This is a genomic window from Hymenobacter sp. CRA2 (assembly GCF_002007105.1).
Classification (GTDB): Bacteria; Bacteroidota; Bacteroidia; order Cytophagales; family Hymenobacteraceae; genus Solirubrum.
Map to the genome: position 1 here is coordinate 1 of NZ_MVBC01000005.1, position 21,174 is coordinate 21,174.

Sequence of the window (21,174 nt, forward strand, 5' to 3'; positions counted from 1 at the left end):
ACCCCGGCGCAAGCGCCGCCACCCCCGCGCCTTCGACGCGCAACGCTATGCCCAACGCCACCCGGTCGAGCGGCTCTTCAGCCGCCTCAAGCAGTTCCGGCGCGTGGCCACACGCTATGAAAAGCTGGATGCGCATTTCCTGGCATTCATCCACCTCGCCGCTACCGTGCTCTGGCTGCGTGACTGTTAACACTTCCTAGGCTTCAGTGCCGCACTACGAAAACTGATCGGGCGCCTGACAAAACAAGTCAGCCAGGCTGCGCAAGCAGAGGCAGCCGAAGTTCCGGTTCTCCATTTTGCTACGCCGCCAGATTATGTGGGTACCAAACACTTGCAGCCGCTTTACCAGGCTATTCGGCGGCAACAGGTGTTGCGGCTACATTATCGGAAATTTGGCGCACCTGAAGCAGATGAAAGAATCGTGCATCCATTTGTGCTGAAAGAATACAACCACCGGTGGTTCCTACTGGCCCGGGACCAAGATTTTGCTTCGGTAAGCACCTTCGCACTGGATCGTATCGTGAGCTTTGAGCCTGATAGTAGAACATATCGGGCGGAAGGACTTAATCCCACGGACTTCTTTTCCGAAGTGATTGGGGCCACAGTACCGGCAGTGGCAGCAGAGGAAATTCGCTTACTGTTTCGCTCGGGTCGTGGTGAATACGTACTGACGAAAAAGCTTCATCATAGTCAGTTGGAAATCAGCCGAACCGGCGAAGAGCTGGAAATTAGTCTGCGCCTAAGGATTAACCGGGAGCTGGAGACGGTGCTGCTGGGTTTTGGAGAAGACGTCGAAGTACTGGCGCCGTCATCGTTACGGGAACGTATAAAACAGCGGCTACAACGTGCGGCTGGCTTGTATTTTTCCTGAAGAGTTGGTAAACGTTGATTTGCTTCAAAAGCAAAGAACGCAGCCCGTCCAGGGCTTCCTAGAAGTCGGCCAGCCATCAATAGTTCCCGAGACATAGGGCGCAGACCAGGTAGAGTAAGCTGTTTTTCGTACCTCACATAAACGTCGGCGCACCTAGCCGAGGACGCGCTCCACTTCGTTGCGCACGGCCCAGCTGCTAGCTGCGTGGTTGTTGTTTATGAAGGCAAAAGCCACCAGCCGGCCTTTGCGGGTGCGCAGGGTACCGCAGAGGTTAAAGTCGTGGCGCAAGGGTGCCAGCTATCGAGTTCGAGCAAGTACCCAGTCGTTCGATGCTGCGGATAGCTGGCAGGAAGCCGTGCATCCGTATCAGCTAATACAGTACAACAACGGCTGGTTTCTGATGGGGCCAGGCTCCGGCCGGGAAGGCATCAGCAACTTCGCCTTCGACCGGATCCTTGCTATGGGACCTGATTTAGCAACGGCCTTCTTGACCTCAGAAATCGCCTTGTTCGCGCGTTTTGCGGAAATAATCGGGGTGTCATTCAACGAAGCAGAGCCGGTTCAAGAAATACATCTGCGCTTTTATGATGGCCGAGGCAGTTACGTGCGCACTAAGCCATTGTATGCCAGCCAGCCACTTGTAGCAAGTGACGCAAACACACTAGAACTAACGTTGAGGTTAAGCCCAAACCGCGAACTAGAGCCCCTCTTGCTAAGCTTTGGGCAGGACTTAGAGGTTGTCGCACCCGCTTCGTTGAGAGAACGAATGCAGAAGTGATTGTTCGCTGCTATCAGTCGATATAGTGCTCCTACTTCATGAAGCGTTAGCGCTTCCGGTTAGAAGAGCAGCAATCCATCCGGACAGAACTAAGCTTATATGGAAGCTAGCAGACTCAATGAGTTGTTGAAAGCGAAGAGCCCTAGATGTCTTGATCTGTACCCCTAACTGTACCCTTGAAAACAAAAACGCCCTCAGCGCAGTGCTGAGGGCGTTTTGAGTGGTCACGTAGGGAGTCGAACCCCAAACCTCCTGGTTCGTAGCCAGGTGCTCTATCCAGTTGAGCTACGTGACCGTTTTTCCGTTTTGGTGCTGCAAAGATAAGCGCCCCTTTTTGGCTTCTGCAAATGTTATCCGAATATTTCCTGGGCGGATGCCGTTCTCATGCTTCAAGCAGCTGAAAGTCAGGCGACATTTTTTTGCGATTTTTTTAGCGCCCGTTTCAGCGCCCGGTCGAAAAGGTAGTAGAGGCCAAACACCGATACGGCAATGAGGCCAGCCACCAGGAGCTTGCCGGCCGTGCCCGTGTCCGGGTCGCGGACCAAGGCAAATACATCCTGTGCCTTAGTGCCTAGCCAGTAGAAAAAAAGACTGCGCGGGAGCATGCCTACCACCGAGGCGGCCAGGAAGCGTTTGCGCTCCACGCGCATCACGGCCAGCACAAAGGTCATCAGGGCGAAGGGCAGCACGGGCGAGATGCGCGTGAGCAGGATAAGCTGCCAACTGTCGTTTTTTAGCTCCTGCATCACGGCGTCGGCCTTGGGAAAGTGATGAAGGAACTGCAGCATCTTGCCGTGGTCCAGCGACGCGGCCACGAGGTAGCCCACCATGGCCGCCAGCGCGTAGCTGAGCACCATGCCCGGAAAGCCCCACCAGCCCAGATAGAAGCCCGTCACCAAGGCCACGAAGGTGGTGGGGGTGAGGGCAAAGGCCATGGTAAAGGCAATCAGGGCCAGGTACAGCAGCACCTGGGCCGTGGAAAGGTGCTGCAGCAGCTCCTGATTGCGGTACAGCACCCAGCTCAGCGACGAGCTGCCCAGCACGGGCAAAGCCACCAGCAGGCCCATGGAGAGCAGGGTAGAGGCGTTGTAGCGGAATAAGTCGCGGAGGAAGCGCATGGGCGGGCGGCAAAAGCAAAGCGGGCCGGCCACCTGAGGCCGGCCCGCGTGCGAGGCTAAACGTAAAACCAGGGGCCGAAGCTACACTTCGGCCGTTGGATTCTCGTCGGTGGCGGGTAGCACCTCCGCGGCCGGCTCGGTGGCCACGGCGGCCGAGCGGCCCCCAAAGAAGCGGCGCAGGGCCTGAATGCCACCGGCGGCAGCCAGGATCAGCAGCTTCCAGCCCTTGGCCAGCAACAGCACGATGACCTTGCCGAATTTGGCAATCAGGGCGAAGAAGCCCACTTTGGCCAGCACCTTGCCTGCCACCAGGCCGCCCAACGAGTAGGCAGCTACCTCGTCCACGTCGGCGTCGAAATCGATGTAGCGGGAGCCTTGGGCGAAATCGGTGCCCTCGATGACGGCCGGAATCTGGGCCTGCACCAGGGCCAGCTGCATGGGGTCGGCCACGGCGTTCAGGCTCAGCACGCCCTTGCGACCGAGTAGGCGCACGTCGTAGTTGAGGGTGGGGTTGGAGTTGTCCTCAAACTGAATTTTCTTGGCCCAGTGCAGGGCGTGGGCTTCCTTGTCGTAGTGCGGGGGCACGGCCCAGCCCAGCAGCTCGCGGGTGGGGTAGCCGGCGGCTTTGCGGTCGGGGTTGCTCTCGCGAATCTCGGCCTGCATGTCGCTCAGCAGCTCGTCGTAGTTGATGTCCTCCGCGTCGTCGTCCTTGACGTAGCCCATGGCCTCGTAGCTGACCACGAAGGCCCAGCCGTTGTCGTCGACGGGGCCTTTGTCGGCGGGGAAGAGCATGCCCTCCACGCCCTCAGCGGCGGCTTCGGGGTTGCCCCACAGCTTCACCAGCACGGTGCGGCTCTGCTGCGCGTCGAGAAAGCGCATGCCTTTCGGGACGGTGAGCGTGCCCAGCTTGTCGCCGAGCTCCACGCGGCCCGTGCGGTAGTGGAAGCTGGCGTTGACAGAGTCCAGCCGGGCTTTGTAGAGGGCGGCCGAATCGGCGGGTGGCGTGGCGGCGGTAGCGGCCAGAGCCGGGGCCAGCAGCCAGCATAACAGAATGCGTAGTAGTTGTTTCAAGCGCAAAAGGTGAAGGTTAACAACGGGATACAATCGGCCGCAAGTTACGCGGCCGCATGGACCCGGCCAGCGCGGGGCCGTAAAAAAACGGCCTGCTACCTTTGGGGCTGCAAGCGTTTCTCTTGCTCACTTCTCAGCTGACATTCCCTATGAAATTCGGCACCAAAGCCATCCACGCCGGCGTGCACCCGGACCCGACCACCGGGGCTATCATGACGCCCATCTACCAGACGTCGACCTACGTGCAACGCTCGCCCGGCGACCATAAAGGCTACGAGTACTCGCGCACCCACAACCCCACGCGCACCCAGCTGCAGGACGCGCTGGCCGCCCTCGAAAACGGCAAGCACGGCCTGTGCTTCGCCACGGGCATGGCTGCCATCGACTGCATGATCAAGCTGCTGGAGCCCGGCGACGAAGTGGTAGCCACCAACGACCTGTACGGCGGCTCCTACCGCATCTTCACCAAGGTTTTCGCCAAGTACGGTATCAAGTTCAGCTTCGTGCCCATGCACGACGCCGAGGCCGTGCGCGCGGCCATGACCGAGCGCACCAAGCTGGTGTGGGCCGAAACGCCCACCAACCCGCTGCTGCACGTGGTCGACATCCGCGCCATTGCCGAAGTGGCCCACGCTGGCGGCGCTCTGCTGGTAGTCGACAACACCTTCGCCACGCCGTACCTGCAGGTGCCGCTGGACCTGGGCGCCGACGTGGTGATGCACTCGCTGACCAAGTACATGGGCGGCCACTCCGACGTGGTGATGGGCGCCCTGATTGTGAAAGACGACGAGCTGCACCAGCGCCTGAGCTTCATCCAGAACGCCTGCGGCGGCACCCCGGGGCCCCAGGACTGCTTCCTGGTGCTGCGCGGCCTCAAGACCCTGCACATCCGCATGCAGCGCCACTCGGAAAACGGCCGCGCCGTAGCCGAATTCCTGCGTCAGCACCCGCGCGTGGACAAGGTGTACTGGCCCGGCTTCGAGTCGCACCCCAACCACCAGGTGGCCCGCCAGCAGATGCGCGACTTCGGCGGCATGATGTCCTTCGTGCTGAAGGGCGACAAAGTGGAAGATGCCGTGGCCGTGCTGGAGAAGTTCCAGCTGTTCTCCCTGGCCGAAAGCCTCGGCGGCGTGGAAAGCCTCTCGGGCCACCCCGCCACCATGACGCACGCCAGCATCCCGGCCGAAGAGCGCCGCAAAGCCGGCCTGTCGGACTCGCTGATTCGCCTGTCGGTGGGCATCGAGGATGCCGAGGACCTGATTGAGGACCTGGCTCAGGCTCTGAGCTAAGCGTTGCTGCTGAAACACTTTTCTGCGCCGCCCCACGCCCGCAAGCGTGGGGCGGTTGTGCGCTAGGCAGCCAGCGGACACGGCCGCCCAATGGTATAAAGTATGATAAACGGCTACTGATCAATGAATACCAAAACGGGGACGTGGCGGGCGCGGTGGGGCAGCTGGATTGGGGGCAGCGCGCTGCTATTGGGGCTGCTGGTGGTATTGCTGCCCGGCACGGGCCACCGCCTGGACGTGTGGTGCTGGACGGTGTGGGCCCATTACATCCACGAGCACGGCCTGGCCAACGTCTACGAGCTGGACCTGAACAACTACAACCCGCTCTACCACTACGTGCTGTGGGCGTACGTGAAGCTGGCCGGCTCGGCCGCGGCCATCGAGCACTACCGGCACTACCTGAAGGCGGCCACCGTGGTGTTTGACCTGGCCGGGGCGTGGCTGGTGGTGACGTACGCTCCGCACTGGCGCCGCCGGCCTTACCTGCTGCTGGCCTTGCTGCTCAACCCCGGCTACCTCTACAACACGCTGGTGTGGGAGCAGATGGACGCCATCTGGACGTTTTTTGTGCTGGCCGCAGTGACGCTGGCTCTGCGCGGGCGGCTGGTGCTCAGCGGCTTGCTGTACGTGCTGGCGCTCAATACCAAGCTGCAGGCCATTGTGTTTTTGCCGCCGCTGCTGCTGCTGTGGCTGCCGGTAGCGGCGCGGGTGCCACGGCGGCGCCTGGTAGAGGTAGTGCTGGTGGCCGCGCTCCTGCAGGGGCTGCTGCTGGCGCCCTTCGTGCTGGGGGCACGCCACAGCCCGCTGCCCCGCATTCTGCAGATCAACTTCGACTCGGCCGGCTACTTCCCTTACATCACCATGATGGCCTACAACGTGTGGGTGCTGCTGATGCAGAAAGCCGCGCTGCAGGGCACCAGCGACGAGCTGATAAAGCTCGGGCTGAGCTACCGGCACTGGGGCGTGCTGGCCTTTTGTGGCGCGGCGGCGCTGGCGTTGCTGCCCCTGCTGGGGCTGAGCTGGCGCCGGTTGCGCAGCCGCACAAGCTGGCAGCCGGCCGATATGCCGGTGGTGCTACTGGCGCTGGCGCTGGTGCCGCTGGTGTTTTGCTACTTCAACACCGAGATGCACGAGCGGTACTGGCACTCCGGGGTGGTCTTGCTGGCCGCCTACGCCGTGCGCACCGGCCGCTACGCCGCCTACGTGGCCGCCTCGCTGGCTTATCTGCTGAACATGGAAAGCGTACTGGGCTACGCGGCGAAATTCGACGAGCCGAGCATGCCGGCTGCTTACCCTGTAGCAGTTGTGTTTACTCTCGTCATCGGCTATTGTTTCTGGCAGCTATACGCGGCCGTGCGCAGCGCTCCGGGCTACTTCTGGCCGTGGCGGCTAGCGCCTGCCGAAGTACCTGGCGTGATGACCCGGTAGCATCGTTGTGCCTATTTATCTGCGTTTTTATGTCACGGCCCGCTTCGCCTCCTGATCATCGGCTTTCGACCCCGCCGGCGGACCGTCGGCGGAGCAGCTGGCACTGGCTGCGGCGCTGGCCCTTCGGGCCCTACGCCGGCTGGTACCTGCTGTGGCTGGGGCTGGTGGTGGCCCTGCTGCCCCGGGTTTCCTTCACTGCCGACACCGACCTGTGGATGCGCTGGGCGCAGTACAGCTACGCCAAAGGCCTAGGCAACGTGTACGCCCTGCACGGCAACAACTACAACCCGCTGTATCACTACGTGCTGTGGCTGTTTGGCCACCTGATGGGCAGCGCGGCGGCTATGGAGCAGCACCGGCACTGGCTGAAGCTGGGCACGCTTGTTTTCGACGTAGCCGGGGCGCTGCTGGCTGCCTCGCTGGCCGCTACCGACAAGCAGCGGTTTTACGCTTCGCTGCTGTTGTTGCTGAGCCCGGCTTACCTCTACAACACCCTCGTGTGGGGCCAGGTCGATGCCATCTATACCGGTTTCGTTTTTGCCGCCGCGTGGCTGGCCCTGCGCGGGCAGTTGGCTTGGAGCGCAGTGTGCTTCGTGCTGGCGCTGAATGCCAAGCTGCAGGCGCTGATTTTCCTGCCCCCGTTGCTGATGCTCTGGCTGCCCCTGGGAGTAGCCGCGCCGCGCCGCCTGCCCGTGGCCGCTCTGGCGGCGGCCCTCACGCAGGTACTGGTGCTGCTGCCCTTCGTGGTGGGCGGCGCGCGAAGCTACCTGCCCGAAATCCTGCGCATCAACCAGCAAGCCGTAGGCTATTATCCCTACCGGTCGCTGAACGCCTACAACTGGTGGTACCTCACAGCCAGCGGCGACCCGGCGACCCAGCTCGATACCGGCCTCTGGCACAGCCTGACGTACCGCCACTGGGGGATGCTGCTGTTTGCGCTGGCCGCCGTGGCGGTGCTGCTGCCCCTGCTGGTGCATACGCTGCGCCGCATCAGCCGCCCCCAGCCGCCCGATGCGGCGATGGTGCTGCTGAGCCTGTCCCTGGTGCCGCTTATTTTCTGCTTTTTCAACACCCAGATGCACGAGCGGTACTGGCACAGCGCGCTGCTGTTTTTGGCGGCCTACGCCTTCGTATCGGGGCGCTACGGCCTGCTGGTGCTCGGCTCGGTGGCGTACTTGCTGAACCTGGAGGCTGTAATGGGCTACTTGGGGCTGCCGGCCGCGCTGCTGTCACCCGGGCTCATTGCGGCTCTGTTTGGGCTGGGCATAGTGTTGGGCACCGGGCAGCTGTACCGCCGCCGGGCAGGGCAGCTGGCCAGTCGCGGTGAGAAACAACAGTAGCATCTGTTCCGTGAAAAAAACCTACTGGCTGCTATACGCCCTGCTGTTCGGAGTCCTGGCGGCCTTGCTGCCCCACACGGGGTACGGCCCGGATCTGTCTTCCTGGATTCTGTGGGCGCAGCACATTCACGCGCTGGGCTTGGGCGAAGCCTACACGATTCCGGACAATAATTACCCGCCCGTTTACCTGTACATCCTTTGGCTGTACGGCAAGCTGGCGGGCAGTTCGGCGGCCATCCGGGAGCAGGTGTACTACTTGAGGCTGCTCACGCTGCCCTTCGATTTTGCGGGGGCACTGCTGGCGGCTTCGGTGGTGCGGCGGCCCGCCCGGCGCTTTGCCGCGTCGCTGCTGCTGCTCGGCAACGTGGCCTATCTGTACAATACCCTGCTGTGGGGGCAGACCGATGCCATCTACAGCTGCTTTGTATTCGCAGCGTTTCTGCTGGCCAGCCGCCAGCGCACCGCCGGCAGCTGCTGGTTTTTTGTACTGGCCGTCAACACCAAGCTGCAAGCCATGGTGTTTCTGCCGGCGCTGCTGTTGCTGTGGCTGCCAGTATGGGTTGCAGAGCGAAAACAGCTGCCGCGGGCGCTGGCCGGTGGCCTACTGCTGCAAGTCCTGCTGCTCGTGCCGTTTTTCAAGGCCGGTGGCTGGGCGTACCTGGCCAAGCTCCTGGCCGTAGGGCAGCACGCGGTGGGCTACTACCCATTTTTGTCGATGAATGCCTACAACATCTGGTATTTGCTGGTGGGCAAGGACCAGATCGGCCTTTCGGATACGCTGCCGTACCTCGGCCTGACGTACCGAACGTGGGGGCTGGTATGGTTTGGCCTAGCCGCGGCCATCATTTTGCTGCCGCTGGCGCGCGAAACCCGGAGCCGCTTGCTGGGCGAGGCCCGGCCACTCGACGCCACGCGTTGGCTGCTGGCCTTTGGGCTGCTGCCGCTGGCTTTCTGCTTTTTCAACACCCAGATGCACGAGCGGTACTGGCACAGCGCGCTACTGTTTCTGGCCGCCTACGGATTTCGCTCGGGGCGTTACGGCCTGCTGGCGGTCTGCTCGGTGGCGTATTACCTCAATCTAAATCAGGTGCTGCGGGCTGCCCCCCAATTCGTGCCCATCCCGGAGCCAGTGGTAGCCCTGCTGTTTGCCGCTGTGCTGCTGCTCGGCACTTACCAGCTGTACCGGCCGGGTACCCCGCCCACACTGCGTAGCTTTGAAGCATGATGACTAGGTTCCGGCACACCGGGCGTTATGCAGGCCTGCGTCGGCTGGTTTTCTGGCGTTTCGGCCCGCTCTACGTTCTGCTGTTCAGCCTGCTGCTGGCGCTGGCCGGCCCTACGGCGTACCCCGGCGACTTGGAATACTGGCAGAAGTGGTCGGTGCACATCTTCCGCCGGGGCCTGAGCAACGCCTACGAGCTGCCTGGCCTCGACTACAATCCGCTTTACCACTACTTCCTGTGGGCGTTCGGGCAGCTGGCGGGCAGCGAAGCCGCTATTCAGTCGCACGTGCACGGGCTGAAGGTTTTCACGCTGCTATTTGACTTTGCCGGGGCCGTACTGGCTGCTTCGTTTTTGCGCGGGGCCTGGCAGCGCTTTGTCGGGTCGTTGTGGCTGCTGCTCAATGTGGGCTACCTCTACAACACGCTGATCTGGCAGCAAGTAGACGCCATTTATACCACGCTGGTCTTTGCCGCCGTGGTACTGGCCCTGCGCCGGCACGGGGCAGCCAGCCTGGTGGCTTACGTGCTGGCGCTCAATGCCAAACTGCAGGCCATTGTGTTTTTGCCGCCGCTGCTGCTGCTGTGGTTGCCGTTGTGGCGCCAGGCCGGCCGGCAACTGGCGCTGGGCCTGGCCGCGGCCACTGTGGTGCAGCTGCTGCTGCTGGCCCCGTTTGTCTGGGGCGGCGAGCGAAGCTACCTGGGGCACATCATTGGCATCAATACCTCGGCCGTCAGCGTGTACCCCTACGTTACCGTCAACACCTTCAACCTCTGGGTGCTGCTCATGCCCGATGCGGTGCTGTGGGTGCCCGACACCTTGGTCAAGCTCGGGCTGCGCTACCGCACCTGGGGGCTACTGGCTTTTGGCGCGGCTTCGGCGGCCGTGCTGCTGCCGCTGCTGGCACTGGCGTGGCAGCGCTGGCGCACCCGCCGCCCCTTCGCCGCTACCGATGCCCGGCAGGTGCTGCTCGTCTGCGGGCTGATTCCGCTGGTGTTTTGCTACTTCAATACCGAAATGCACGAGCGGTACTGGCACCCGGCGGTGCTGTTTCTGGGTGCCTACGCCCTCTGTACGCGGCGGTGGCTGCCCTACGCGCTGGTATCGGTGGGCTACGCCCTGAACCTGCACGCGGTATTTAACAGCTACCACGAGCCGTCCTGGCTGCTGCGGCACCCGCGCCCGGTGGCGCTGTTGTTCACCGCGGCGCTAGGGATGGGCGCGTACTATCTGTACCTGGAAGTGCGCCGGCAGTGGGGCCGCCTGCCGCAAGGGTAGGCTAGGTCTAGGCTAAACTAAACACACGAATGCCCCGCCGGGCTGTCCCATAGGGGCCGGGCGGGGCATTCAGTGTATTATGGCGGCTACTTTGCCGCCTGCGAGTTGGAATCCAGAATCTGGAACAGCTCGTCGAGCTTGGGCGTGAGGATAATTTCGGTGCGGCGGTTCAGCGACTTGTTCTGCGGTGAGTCGTTCTGGGCTACCGGCACGTACTGCGAGCGGCCCGAGGCCGTTACGCGCTCCGGCTGCACGCCGCCGGTGGTGAGCAACCGGGCAATTTCCGTAGCGCGCAGCGCCGACAGGTCCCAGTTGTCCTGCATGCCGGCAGTGCCCTTCAGAATAGGCACATTGTCGGTGTGGCCTTCCACCACCACGTTCACGTCGCGCTGCTCCTTGAGCACGGCCGCCAGCTTGGTCAGAGCTTCCTGGCCCTTTGGGTCGACTTTAGTGGAGCCCGATTTGAACAGCAGCTGCTCCGACAGGGACACGTACACCTTGCCGTCCTTCACTTTCACCTGCAACTCGTTGGACTTAAAGGCCAGCAGGGCATTGCTGACTTTGGCCTTGAGCGCATTCACCGCGGCGTCTTTTTCGGCTAGGGCCTTTTCCAACTCGGCCAGGCGGGCTTCGCGGCTCTTTACGTCGGCCGAGAGCTTGTCGATTTCGTTGCGGCTCTTGTTCAGGTTGGCTGACAGTTCGCCCAACTCGGCTTCGCGCTTGGCCAGGCTCTGGGCCACTTTCTGGTACTCGTCGTTTTTGTTCGAGAGCACCTTTTCGTTGTTGCGCAGCAGCTTGTCGTAGGTGTCGCTCAGCTCGCGGTACAGGCTCTGGGTGCGGCGCAGCACGTTGCCGGTCTGGGCCGAGTCGTTGACGAGGCGGCGGTTTTCCAGGCGCAGCTCGTTGAGCGACTCAGTAGCTTTCTTCAGCTCGGCCACGGCTTCGCGGGCCTGGCGCTCGGCGGTTTCCTTGGCTTGCTCGGTGGCCGTCTGACGGGCGCGCAGGTCATCGTACTTTTTCGACGCCACGCAGCCCGGCAGGCCTAGGCTGGCTACGGCCAATGCGGCTACCAGCAGGGTAGGGGTTGACTTCTTCACGGACAAAAAAGGGCAATACAGCCCGGCCCAACGGCTGGGCACACGGCCCCGGCAAGGTAGCGAAACCCGCGCGCATCCCGAAACGCCAACGCCTAAGACAGGCCGCGGCGGCCGACCAGGGGGCTTCAGGCAAGGAGTCCGGAATAAACGGCGCAACTATCCCAGCCTCAAATACTAACCATGCGTATGGCCTCGGGCGGCGCATTTATATTTGCTCACCCCCTTTTTCTCATTCTCACTCCTTATTCCTGCCCTCATGGCCACATCCCTCCAGCTCACTGCCGACCACGAAGCGCTGCTGCAGCACGAGTGCAAGACCATTTCCAAAGACCTGCTGCACCTGCCCGGCGCCGACTTTCTCGACCGCAGCTTCGTGCCCAGCTCCCGCTCGGCGCAGGTGATTCGCAGCCTCGGCCAGCTCTACAACTCGGGCCGCCTCGCTGGCACCGGCTACCTGAGCATCCTGCCCGTCGACCAGGGCATCGAGCACACGGCCGGCGCCTCCTTCGGCCCGAACCCGATGTACTTCGACCCCGAAAACATCATCAAGCTGGCCCTGGAAGGCGGCTGCAACGCGGTGGCTACCACTTTCGGCACCTTTGGCACGGTGGCCCGCAAGTACGCCCACAAGATTCCCTTCCTGGTCAAAATCAACCACAACGAGCTGCTGACCTACCCGAATAAGTTCGACCAGATCATGTTCGGATCGGTGGAAGAAGCCTGGAACCTGGGCGCCGCCGCCGTGGGCGCCACCATTTACTTCGGCTCCAAGGAGTCGAACCGGCAGATTCAGGAAGTATCGGCCGCCTTCGAGCGGGCCCACCAGCTGGGCATGGCCACGGTGCTCTGGTGCTACACCCGCAACGACGCCTTCAAGACCAGCGACAAAGACTACCACGTATCGGCCGACCTTACCGGGCAGGCCAACCACCTGGGCGTAACTATCGGGGCCGACATCATCAAGCAGAAGCTGCCCGAAAACAACGGCGGCTTCACGGCCCTGAAATTCAGCAAGACCCACAAGGCCATGTACGAAACGCTCACCACCGAGCACCCCATCGACCTGACGCGCTACCAAGTGGCCAACTGCTACATGGGCCGCATCGGGCTGATCAACTCCGGCGGCGAAAGCCTCGGCGCCGGCGACCGGGACGCGGCCATCAAAACGGCCATCATCAACAAGCGCGCCGGCGGGCAGGGCCTGATTTCGGGCCGCAAGGCCTTTCAGCGGCCCTTCGCCGAGGGCGTGGATTTGCTGCACGCCATCCAAGATGTTTACCTCGACGAATCCATTACCTTAGCCTGATGCGGGGCGCGCCCAACGGCGCGCCTCGTTTCTTTTACGCCTTTTCCCCGCGCTTATTGTCCCGATGTACCAGGACGAGCTAAACCAGCTGATCGAGGCCACCATTGCCGATGGCCAGTTAACCGCGAAAGAACGCAAGGTCCTGCTGCGCCGCGCCCAGAGCTTCGGCGTCGACATGGACGAGTTCGAAGTGTACCTGGACGGGCTGCTCTTCAAGCGGCGCGAGGAACTGGCGTTCTGGCGGGACAGCGAAGACGACGAAGCCGCGACTGAGGACTCGTTCGAAGAAGCCGAGGTGGAGGAAGGACGGGGCCACGATGCCCAGCGTGGCTCCTTTGCTCACAAGCCTCAAAACCGCCGCCAAATGGAAGCCGGCCGCAGCGCCCGCGGCCACGGCGACATGAGCAAGTGCCCCGCCTGCAAGGAAATCATCAGCGGGCTGAGCCACGTGTGCCCGTCCTGCGGCTTGGTTATCGACGCCGACCACGACGCGCACGGCAGCCTGGAGGAAATGATGGAGGAGCAGGAAAGCATCCTGCTCGAAGCCAAGGCGTTGGCCCGGCGGTCAGCGGCGCCGGCCACCGGCGGGGTGAGCTACCTAGCCGTGCCGCTGGGTATCATTGTGCTGGGCGCTGTGGCTATTGAGTGGAATTGGACGGTGCTGGGCTTTAGCCTGTGGGCCTTGGCCGTAGTGGTGTACCGGGTGTTGCGCAAAAAGCAACGTCCTTCGTCCAGCACCAATGCTGACGCCCCGCTGCGCCTGGCCGCGCTGCGCGACGCGTTTGAGAAGAACGAGCGGCAGATGACCCTGTTTTTTGGCGCCGACCGCAAGGTGACGCAGGTGCTTGGCACGCTCAACCGTGAAATGGCCAGCCTGGGCGGCGCCACCGAGCCGGCGGCGCCCACCCAAACGCAGACCAAGCGGCTGTTGCGCGTGGCCATCGTGGCCACCATCCTGTTGGTCCCCGTGGCCAGCAGCATATTCCGGCAGCGCGACGAGGAAGTGCTGAAGCAGGCGCAGGCGGCGCTGGACTACGGCCGCCTCGAGGAAGCGCGCGCCCTGACCGACGACCTACACTGGGACGACGCCCGGGTGACGCTGGCGGCCCAGATTCAGGGCCAGGAACTCAGCCACCGCCTCGATTCGCTCGAAGCCCTGCTGCCGCTCAAGCACTACTCCGCCGTGCAGCAGCAACTGCAGCAACTGACCTGGCGGCCCAACCCCACGTCCATAACCTGGACGGCGCCGGCCAGCCGCACCCCCCGGCGGGCTTTCCTGGCCCGCAAAGCCGCACTCAATGAGCAGCTGCCCGCCCGCTACCGCGTAGCCGTCGATACCACGCTGGTCGAGTAGCCGTTCACGTTCGACTTTCCTGACTATGAGCTTGTTTAACGACCTCCTCTTTGGCCAGAAGCGCGAAGGCGGCTGGCTCGATGTCATCCGCTGCGACGAGCCGGACTACCTCGTCTGGAAGTGGCGTCCGGCCGGCACCGAAGGCGCCACGCACAAGGAAAACGCCCTGCGCTTCGGCTCCTCCCTGCGCGTAAAAGACGGCGAGCTTGCCGTGTTCGTGTACCCGCAGAACGACGGCACCCAGCAGGACTACATCCTCGGGCCACAGGACCGGATGATCCGCACGCTGAACCTGCCGGTGCTCAGCGAATTGCTCGGCGGAGCCTACGGCGGCGACTCGCCCTTCCAGGCCGAGGTGTATTTCATCAACCTGGCCGGCAACAATCAGCTGCGCTTCGGTATCCCGGAATTCGATCTGTTCGACCCGCGCTTTCCGGACCTGGGCGTGCCCTGCACCGTGCGCGGCTCGCTCACCTTCAACCTGACCAACTACCAGCAGTTCATCAAGCTGAATCGGTTGGTGAACTTCAGTCTGGAGGACTTCAACGAGCAAATTCGCAGCGCCTTCACGCGCAAGGCCAAGTCGGTGGTGGCCAACGTGCCCATCGAGCAGGGCCTGCCGGTACTGCAGATCGAACGTAAGCTTGATGAGCTGTGCGCGCTGCTGCAGGAGCGCCTGCGGCCGGTGCTGGAAGACGATTTCGGCGTGAACCTGAAGCGCGTCGACATCGGCGCTATTGAGCTGGACAAAGCCCATCCGCACTACCAGCAGCTGAAGCTCACCACCGCCGACCAGCAAACCAAGCTGGCGCAGGCGCAGACGGATATCGGCATCGTGAACCTCGCCGAAAACGCCCGCATCCAGCGCAAAGACACCGAGCTGCAGGTGGAAGGCCGCAACTTCCCGGTGCACCAGCTCGACCTGCAAGCCAGCGTACTGCACGCCGCCGCCGACAACCTGGGCCAGATGTCGCAGCTCGGCGACGGGGGCTACAGCGCCGCCGGCCTGATGACCGGCGTGGCCGTGGGCGGCCTAGTAGGTCAGCAGATGGGCGGAATGTTTGGCAGCCTGGGCCGCATTCCGGCCATGCCGCCTCCGCCGCCCGCCGGCCCGCTCTACCACCTGGCGTTGCGTGGGCAAACGCTCGGCACTTTCACCCTGGAGCAGCTCCGGCAAATGGCCCTGAACGGGACCCTGACCACCAATCACCACGTCTGGCGCGAAGGGTTTGCCGCCTGGGAGCTGGCCGGGCAGAGTGCCGATCTGGTACCTGTATTCGCCGAGGTGCCGCCCCCGCCGCCCGCACCGCCGCAGCCCTGAGTAGCGTGCCGAAGCGCCGCCGCTTTTAATGATGATTTAACTCTTTACGGCCTTTGGTCCGGTGGATAGTTTCAAGTCGGCGGCTACTGGTTTACTTTTGTGCTGCAACCCGCGCTGCGGCGCGAGGCTCCAGCTTGCTGTATCTTCGAACCACAGCAGCGGCCGGGCCGCCGGGTTGTTCTCCCTTCATCGAATTAGTTTTTCAGCATAATGGCTTGGTTTAAGCGGCAGGAAAAAGGCATCATCACTCCCACCGAGGAGAAGAAGGAAACGCCCGACGGCTTGTGGTACAAGTGCCCCGAATGCGGCACCGTGGCCGATATGGGCGAGCACCGGCGCATGCTCTACACCTGCGCCAAGTGCAACTACCACGACCGTATCGACTCGGCCGAGTACTTCGAAATCCTCTTCGACAACAACCAATTCACGGAGATGGACGCGGACCTCACGTCCGGCGACCCGCTGAATTTCGTCGATACCAAACCGTACCCGCAGCGCATCAGCTCCACGCAGCGCAGCACCGGCCTGAAGGACGCCGTGCGCACCGCCCACGGCCCCGTGAACGGGCAGCCGCTGGTGGTAGCCTGCATGGACTTCCGCTTTATTGGCGGTTCCATGGGCTCGGTGGTGGGCGAGAAGATTGCCCGCGCCATCGACTACGCCCGCCAAAACCGCATGCCGTTCCTGATGATCAGCAAGTCGGGCGGGGCGCGCATGATGGAAGCCGGCTACTCGCTGATGCAGATGGCCAAAACCTCGGCCAAGCTGGCCCTGCTCTCAGAAGCAGGCATTCCGTACATCTCGCTGCTCACCGACCCCACCACCGGCGGCGTCACGGCCTCCTACGCCATGCTCGGGGACTTCAACATCTCCGAGCCCGGCGCCCTTATCGGCTTTGCCGGCCCCCGCGTGATTAAGGAAACCATCGGCAAGGACCTGCCCAAGGGCTTCCAGAGCGCCGAGTTCGTGCTGGAGCACGGCTTCCTCGATTTTATCGTGGATCGTAAGCAGCTGAAGCAGAGACTCAGCGACCTGTTGCTGATGCTGCACGCGGCGCCCGTACCGGCCGAGCCCGCCGCTAGCTAAGCTGCTTCGGCACGCTTGTTGGATAACCCCGCCCGGCTGCCACGCGGTAGTCGGGCGGGGTTCGTCGTTTCGGGCCCCAGGGTGAGCGAGAAACTTCCGGCTCAGCAGTAGGCGGTTGGTATGTTCGCTCAACCTTTTCGGCTCTGGTCGGGTAAAGCCCAACTGAAAACTCTCTCCCAACACCATTTTTCACTGACACCATGAAATCATTCAATTCATTGATTGCCCTGCTGTTGTTGTTCACGATGGCATTCAGCTCCTGTAAGACGTCGCAGACGGCCGGCAGCAGCGACCTGCCCACCTCCAACGGCACGGGCCAGCGTAAAGACGGCATGAGCCGCACGGCCAAAGGCGGCGTTATTGGCGCCGGTGCGGGCGCAGCGGCTGGGGCTATCCTGGGCCGCGTTATCGGCGGCAAATCGGGCACGGCCATTGGTGCTATTACCGGCGCGGCCGTAGGTGGTGCCACCGGGGCCGTTATCGGTCGCAAAATGGACAAGCAGGCCGAAGAGCTGCAGCGCGATATGAAAAACGCCCGCGTAGAGCGCGTGGGTGAAGGCATCAAAATCACCTTCGACTCGGGCATCCTGTTCGACACCAACAAGTCGGACCTGCGCGCCGCTTCGCAGACGGAAATTCAGAAGATGGCTGAGGTGCTGAAGAAGTACCCCGACACCAACGTGCTGGTGGAAGGCCACACCGACAACACCGGCTCGGACGCCATCAACCAGCCGCTGTCGGAGCGCCGGGCCCAAGCTGTGGCCAACTACACGATTCAGCAGGGCGTGGAGTCCGCGCGCGTAACGACCCAAGGCTACGGCTCGACCCAGCCGGTAGCCGATAACGCCACGGCCGAAGGCAAGCAGGCCAACCGCCGCGTGGAAATTGCCATCTACGCCAACGAAAAGATGAAGCAGGCCGCTGAAAAAGGCCAGCTGTAATCTGAACGCCGAGTAATTATGCGCAAAGCCGCTTCCGTATTCGGGAGCGGCTTTGTTGTGTTCGGTGGTAGCCGTGACGGTACAAAATTGGGAAAAAACGTAACCTGGGCGGGCGCGAATTACGTTCAAATCCAAGCAGCCCGCTATTACCGCATTTATTGGCGGGCCTCACTCAACTCTGTCATAGCCATGAACTTGCATAAAGGAATCGTAGCTGCCGTACTGTCGGTAGCCTTGCTGGGCGGCACCGTGTCGGCCCAGGCCCAATCGAAAGTAACCAAGCCCAAAACCTGGAGCGGCAAAGCCAAAGGTGCTGCCATCGGCGGGGGCGCCGGGGCTGTAACCGGTGCCGTAGTCGGCGGTGGTAAAGGCGCGCTGATTGGCGCCGCAGCCGGTACCGTAGGCGGCGCCGTAATTGGCCGTAAGCGCGACAAGAAAAAAGACCCGGTGCGCTACTCGGCCTACAAGAAGTAGCCTCACCCTTGCCTGAGAGCTTATACCGCCACTAACGGTGACCAGGTAATAGGATGCATCTCAGTTATTTGAAAACAAAAAGACCCTGCCGGTTATCCAGCAGGGTCTTTTTGTTTTTGGTGATTTGCACAACATTCGGAAGTATTCGGCGTTGTAGGCTGCGCGGTCGGCTACGGGCGGTAGCGGCCGAAATGTGGCAGGGCAAGGCCGCACGAGCCCGGTGCAGTTGCTATATTGAGCCGCTGAAACGCCCCCAAATTGCACGTAAGACAGCTAAATGGTAAAATTATTTGCCACGTTGTCAATTAGTTGCAATGCGAATTCTGCCTGATTTCCAGGTTTGGCAAGGTGGTTGCAAATTGCCTTGCCAACCGGGGCCTACTCTCACTGCTTGCGCCTCTCAACTCAACCTGAACAACTCATTTTTTCCCTCATGAACACCCTACGTTCCTCTCTTGCCTTCCTGCTGGCTTTCGTGCTGCTGCTGACTTCGGTGGCCTCGCAAGCCCAAACCACGACCACCAAAAAGCCGATGAGCAAAACCGCTAAGGGCGGCATCATCGGGGGCCTCGGCGGTGCTGCTGGCGGTGCTGTACTGGGCCGCGTTATCGGTGGTAAAAAAGGCACGGCTGTAGGTGCCGTTATCGGGGCTGCCGTGGGCGGTGGCGCCGGTGCGCTGATCGGCCGCCGCATGGACAAGCAGGCTGAAGAGCTGCGCCGCGAAATGGCCGGTGCCAAAGTGGAGCGCGTAGGCGAAGGCATCAAAATCACCTTCGCTTCGGGCATCCTGTTCGCTAAGAACTCGTCGGAGCTGACCGCTTCCGCTCAGGAAAACATCGGCACGCTGGCTACTACCCTGAAGAAGTACGGTGACACCAACGTGCTGATCGAAGGCCACACCGACAACACCGGCTCGGACGCCATCAACGACCCGCTGTCGGTACGCCGGGCCCAAGCCGTGGCCAACTACGCCATGAACCAAGGCGTGGAGTCGTCGCGCTTCGAAGTGAAAGGCTACGGCTCGAAGCAGCCGATTGCGGATAACACGACCGAAGCCGGCCGCTCGCAGAACCGCCGCGTGGAAGTTGCCATCTACGCCAACGAAAAGCTGAAGAAAGCCGCCGAAAAAGGCCAGATCTAAGCCGGGCCGGCCATAGCCGTAGTTCCGTTGCTGCTCCGGCGGCTCTCACTCAGGTGGGGGCCGCCGGTTTTTTTGTGCCGATTTGGTTTCGCACCGGTATTCGGCAGGGGCGTGCAACCCCGGCTACGCCGCGGCGGTACACCGGGGCATGCCCATCACTGCCCTGACCGCCGCCTACGACCTGCCTCCGGCCGCCAAAACCCGCGAAGACCACCGCATCCTGAATGAGTTTTACGGGCCGGTGCCCGAGGGCCCGCGGCGCACGCCCATGCGCGAGCTGATCAGCACGGTACTCTCGCACCGCACCACGCACCGCGACGAGGAACTGGCCTACGACCGGATGCTGGAGGCCTTCGGCGACTGGCAGGGCGTGGTGGATGCGCCCACGCCGGAGCTGGCCCACGCCATCCGTACCACGCGCTGGCCCGATACGCAGGCGCCGCGCATCCAGGAAATTCTGCGGCGCATCAAGGCCGAGTTCGGGGAGTATTCCCTGGATGCACTGGCCGGGTGGCCGGTGGAGCGCGGTCTGGCCTGGCTCACCGATATGCCGGGCATCGGGCTGAAAACGGCCTCGCTGGTACTGCTCTTTAACTTCCAGAAACCCGTGCTGCCCGTGGATACGCACGTGCACCGCGTGGCGCAGCGCGTGGGAATGATCGGGCCGAAGGTGTCGGTGGAAAAGGCGCACCAAGTGCTGCTGGCGCAAATGCCCGCCGATGCCGATGACTTGCTGAATTTCCACAAGCACAACTACTGGCTGGGCCAGCACATCTGCTTTTTTACCAAGCCCAACTGTCCGGCCTGCCCGCTCAAGGGCATCTGCAACTATTATTTGGAGCACTACGGCCCGGCCACGGAAGCTGAGCTGGCCGCCGTGGCGCCGGAGTGGAAAGGGGAGAAGCTGCACTGACCACAGATCGGAACGGATAGGAACGGATTCGTTCTGATACCTTCGTATAGCAGTGCCGGCCAACAATGGCCCTACAGAGCGGTTGTTGCCCAGGCACGGCATCAGAACGAATCCGTTTCATCCGTTTCTTCATCCGTTCCATCTGCGGTCCAATGCGCCTCGTTCGTCACCCGGTTCTGTGCAACTACTACGTCACCTACCGGTGCAATGCGAAGTGCTCCTTCTGCGACATCTGGGAGAAACCCTCGCCCTACATCCAGTTGGCCGATGTGGAGCAGAACCTGCGTGACCTGAAGCGGCTGGGCGTCTCCGTCATCGACTTTACTGGCGGCGAGCCGCTGCTGCACCGGCAACTGCCCGAGTTTCTGGCGCTGGCCCGCGACATGGGATTCATTACCACCGTCACTACCAACGGCCTGCTCTACCCCAAGTACGCCGAGCGCCTGCGCGGCAAGGTGGACATGCTGCACTTCTCGCTCGATTCGTCGGAAAAGGAGCAGCACGACCGCGGCCGCGGCGTGGCCTGCTTCGATTTCGTGCTCGAAAGCATCCGCGTAGCGAAAGAGCTGGGCGAGCGACCCGACGTTCTGTTCACCGTTTTCCGCCAGAACCTCGACCAGCTCGAAGCCGTGTACCGTGACATCACCCGGCCCAATGGCCTGGTGCTGATACTCAATCCGGCTTTCGAGTATAACACCGTGGAAACCGGCGAGCAACTCACCGAAGCCGAGCTGGATTACCTCTCGGCCTTTGGCAAGCGCCCCGGCGTGTACCTCAACGAGGCCTTCATCCAGTTGCGCCGCGACGGGGGCAACCACGTGGCCGCGCCCGTATGCCGCGCCGCCAGCACCACGCTGGTCATTTCGCCCCAGAATGAGCTGGTGCTACCCTGCTACCACCTGGGCACACGCAGCTTCCCCATCGACGGGCAACTCTACGAGCTGTACCGCTCGGAGCAGGTGCAGCAACTGGCCGCGCTGGAAGGCCGCCTGCCCCAGTGCGAGGGCTGCACCATCAACTGCTACATGCAACCCAGCTTCGCCGTCGAAACCAGTAAGTATTTCTGGCAGGCGTTGCCGAGTACACTGAAATACAACTGGTACAAGGGCACCTGGAAGCGGATGCTGACCAGATAAGTAGTTTCTCC

At 62.4% G+C, this 21,174-nt stretch carries 21 protein-coding genes and 1 tRNA gene; 17 read left to right on the top strand and 5 right to left on the bottom strand.

Annotated elements, in window-relative coordinates:
• On the top strand, positions 1–190 hold a 190-nt coding region (locus B0919_RS09570; protein WP_139362026.1), incomplete at its 5' end, for a transposase.
• Positions 191–316: 126 nt separating this feature from the next.
• On the top strand, positions 317–871 hold the full coding sequence (locus B0919_RS09575; RefSeq protein WP_176132965.1) for a helix-turn-helix transcriptional regulator: 555 nt from the start codon (positions 317–319) through the stop codon (positions 869–871).
• A gap of 153 nt (positions 872–1,024) precedes the next feature.
• On the opposite strand, the gene B0919_RS25860 is transcribed toward B0919_RS09575, so the two are convergent.
• The gene (locus tag B0919_RS25860; RefSeq protein WP_262490547.1) at positions 1,025–1,159 is read right to left on the bottom strand and encodes a hypothetical protein; all 135 of its coding nucleotides are present in this window, start codon (positions 1,157–1,159) and stop codon (positions 1,025–1,027) included.
• Between B0919_RS25860 and B0919_RS26050 the strand changes: the two genes are divergently transcribed.
• On the top strand, positions 1,122–1,649 hold the full coding sequence (locus B0919_RS26050; RefSeq protein WP_410503621.1) for a helix-turn-helix transcriptional regulator: 528 nt from the start codon (positions 1,122–1,124) through the stop codon (positions 1,647–1,649). The two genes, B0919_RS25860 and B0919_RS26050, sit on opposite strands and share 38 nt — an antisense overlap.
• A 221-nt stretch (positions 1,650–1,870) precedes the next feature.
• Here B0919_RS26050 and B0919_RS09585 read toward each other — a convergent pair.
• The 3 genes from B0919_RS09585 to B0919_RS09595 form a co-directional block, all read right to left on the bottom strand.
• A tRNA-Arg gene (locus B0919_RS09585) sits at positions 1,871–1,944 on the bottom strand.
• A gap of 109 nt (positions 1,945–2,053) precedes the next feature.
• Positions 2,054–2,767: a TVP38/TMEM64 family protein gene (locus tag B0919_RS09590; protein ID WP_078012029.1), complete on the bottom strand. Its 714-nt coding sequence runs from the start codon at positions 2,765–2,767 to the stop codon at positions 2,054–2,056.
• 81 nt (positions 2,768–2,848) lie between these two features.
• Entirely contained in the window at positions 2,849–3,838 is a 990-nt protein-coding gene (locus tag B0919_RS09595) for a DUF2167 domain-containing protein (RefSeq protein ID WP_254846534.1), read from the bottom strand.
• 149 nt (positions 3,839–3,987) lie between these two features.
• Here B0919_RS09595 and B0919_RS09600 point away from each other — a divergent pair, with 149 nt between their 5' ends.
• From B0919_RS09600 to B0919_RS09620, 5 genes are all read left to right on the top strand, one after another.
• On the top strand, positions 3,988–5,127 hold the full coding sequence (locus B0919_RS09600) for a cystathionine gamma-synthase (protein ID WP_078012031.1): 1,140 nt from the start codon (positions 3,988–3,990) through the stop codon (positions 5,125–5,127).
• Between the two features lie 123 nt (positions 5,128–5,250).
• On the top strand, positions 5,251–6,555 hold the full coding sequence (locus B0919_RS09605) for a hypothetical protein (RefSeq protein WP_139362028.1): 1,305 nt from the start codon (positions 5,251–5,253) through the stop codon (positions 6,553–6,555).
• 29 nt (positions 6,556–6,584) lie between these two features.
• Positions 6,585–7,895, top strand: a complete 1,311-nt coding sequence (locus B0919_RS09610; RefSeq protein WP_078012033.1) for a DUF2029 domain-containing protein — start codon at positions 6,585–6,587, stop codon at positions 7,893–7,895.
• Between the two features lie 10 nt (positions 7,896–7,905).
• Positions 7,906–9,120: a hypothetical protein gene (locus B0919_RS09615; protein ID WP_078012034.1), complete on the top strand. Its 1,215-nt coding sequence runs from the start codon at positions 7,906–7,908 to the stop codon at positions 9,118–9,120.
• The gene (locus B0919_RS09620) at positions 9,117–10,394 is read left to right on the top strand and encodes a hypothetical protein (RefSeq protein WP_139362030.1); all 1,278 of its coding nucleotides are present in this window, start codon (positions 9,117–9,119) and stop codon (positions 10,392–10,394) included. Before B0919_RS09615 ends, B0919_RS09620 begins: the two co-directional genes overlap by 4 nt.
• Positions 10,395–10,480: 86 nt before the next feature.
• Here the strand turns inward: B0919_RS09620 and B0919_RS09625 are convergent, their stop codons facing one another.
• A complete protein-coding gene (locus tag B0919_RS09625; protein WP_254846535.1) occupies positions 10,481–11,491 on the bottom strand; it encodes an OmpA family protein in 1,011 nt (336 codons plus the stop codon).
• A gap of 256 nt (positions 11,492–11,747) precedes the next feature.
• Here B0919_RS09625 and B0919_RS09630 point away from each other — a divergent pair, with 256 nt between their 5' ends.
• The 9 genes from B0919_RS09630 to B0919_RS09670 all read left to right on the top strand — a co-directional run bounded on the left by B0919_RS09630 (position 11,748) and on the right by B0919_RS09670 (position 21,163).
• Entirely contained in the window at positions 11,748–12,797 is a 1,050-nt protein-coding gene (locus tag B0919_RS09630; RefSeq protein WP_078012037.1) for a class I fructose-bisphosphate aldolase, read from the top strand.
• A 64-nt stretch (positions 12,798–12,861) separates the two neighbouring features.
• Entirely contained in the window at positions 12,862–14,151 is a 1,290-nt protein-coding gene (locus tag B0919_RS09635) for a hypothetical protein (RefSeq protein WP_078012038.1), read from the top strand.
• Between the two features lie 25 nt (positions 14,152–14,176).
• Positions 14,177–15,472, top strand: a complete 1,296-nt coding sequence (locus tag B0919_RS09640; RefSeq protein ID WP_078012039.1) for an SPFH domain-containing protein — start codon at positions 14,177–14,179, stop codon at positions 15,470–15,472.
• A gap of 210 nt (positions 15,473–15,682) precedes the next feature.
• Positions 15,683–16,558, top strand: coding sequence for an acetyl-CoA carboxylase, carboxyltransferase subunit beta (accD, locus tag B0919_RS09645; RefSeq protein ID WP_078012040.1), 876 nt, complete (start codon positions 15,683–15,685; stop codon positions 16,556–16,558).
• A 200-nt stretch (positions 16,559–16,758) separates the two neighbouring features.
• A complete protein-coding gene (locus B0919_RS09650) occupies positions 16,759–17,499 on the top strand; it encodes an OmpA family protein (RefSeq protein ID WP_254846536.1) in 741 nt (246 codons plus the stop codon).
• 189 nt (positions 17,500–17,688) lie between these two features.
• A complete protein-coding gene (locus B0919_RS25205; RefSeq protein ID WP_078012041.1) occupies positions 17,689–17,973 on the top strand; it encodes a YMGG-like glycine zipper-containing protein in 285 nt (94 codons plus the stop codon).
• A gap of 433 nt (positions 17,974–18,406) precedes the next feature.
• Positions 18,407–19,114, top strand: a complete 708-nt coding sequence (locus B0919_RS09660; RefSeq protein WP_078012042.1) for an OmpA family protein — start codon at positions 18,407–18,409, stop codon at positions 19,112–19,114.
• 148 nt (positions 19,115–19,262) lie between these two features.
• Complete coding sequence (locus tag B0919_RS09665) at positions 19,263–20,027, top strand: endonuclease III domain-containing protein (protein WP_078012265.1); 765 nt, start codon at positions 19,263–19,265, stop codon at positions 20,025–20,027.
• A 152-nt stretch (positions 20,028–20,179) separates the two neighbouring features.
• Positions 20,180–21,163: a radical SAM protein gene (locus B0919_RS09670; RefSeq protein WP_078012043.1), complete on the top strand. Its 984-nt coding sequence runs from the start codon at positions 20,180–20,182 to the stop codon at positions 21,161–21,163.
• Positions 21,164–21,174 lie beyond the last annotated feature (11 nt).

Excerpts from the sequence above, each read along its gene's own strand:
- B0919_RS09590 (WP_078012029.1), bottom strand. The coding sequence starts at position 2,767 with ATGCGCTTCCTCCGCGACTTATTCCGCTACAACGCCTCTACCCTGCTC.
- B0919_RS09600 (WP_078012031.1), top strand. The coding sequence starts at position 3,988 with ATGAAATTCGGCACCAAAGCCATCCACGCCGGCGTGCACCCGGACCCG.
- B0919_RS09605 (WP_139362028.1), top strand. The coding sequence starts at position 5,251 with ATGAATACCAAAACGGGGACGTGGCGGGCGCGGTGGGGCAGCTGGATT.
- B0919_RS09610 (WP_078012033.1), top strand. The coding sequence starts at position 6,585 with ATGTCACGGCCCGCTTCGCCTCCTGATCATCGGCTTTCGACCCCGCCG.
- B0919_RS09620 (WP_139362030.1), top strand. The coding sequence starts at position 9,117 with ATGATGACTAGGTTCCGGCACACCGGGCGTTATGCAGGCCTGCGTCGG.
- B0919_RS09630 (WP_078012037.1), top strand. The coding sequence starts at position 11,748 with ATGGCCACATCCCTCCAGCTCACTGCCGACCACGAAGCGCTGCTGCAG.
- B0919_RS09635 (WP_078012038.1), top strand. The coding sequence starts at position 12,862 with ATGTACCAGGACGAGCTAAACCAGCTGATCGAGGCCACCATTGCCGAT.
- B0919_RS09640 (WP_078012039.1), top strand. The coding sequence starts at position 14,177 with ATGAGCTTGTTTAACGACCTCCTCTTTGGCCAGAAGCGCGAAGGCGGC.
- accD (WP_078012040.1), top strand. The coding sequence starts at position 15,683 with ATGGCTTGGTTTAAGCGGCAGGAAAAAGGCATCATCACTCCCACCGAG.
- B0919_RS09650 (WP_254846536.1), top strand. The coding sequence starts at position 16,759 with ATGAAATCATTCAATTCATTGATTGCCCTGCTGTTGTTGTTCACGATG.
- B0919_RS25205 (WP_078012041.1), top strand. The coding sequence starts at position 17,689 with ATGAACTTGCATAAAGGAATCGTAGCTGCCGTACTGTCGGTAGCCTTG.
- B0919_RS09660 (WP_078012042.1), top strand. The coding sequence starts at position 18,407 with ATGAACACCCTACGTTCCTCTCTTGCCTTCCTGCTGGCTTTCGTGCTG.
- B0919_RS09665 (WP_078012265.1), top strand. The coding sequence starts at position 19,263 with ATGCCCATCACTGCCCTGACCGCCGCCTACGACCTGCCTCCGGCCGCC.
- B0919_RS09670 (WP_078012043.1), top strand. The coding sequence starts at position 20,180 with ATGCGCCTCGTTCGTCACCCGGTTCTGTGCAACTACTACGTCACCTAC.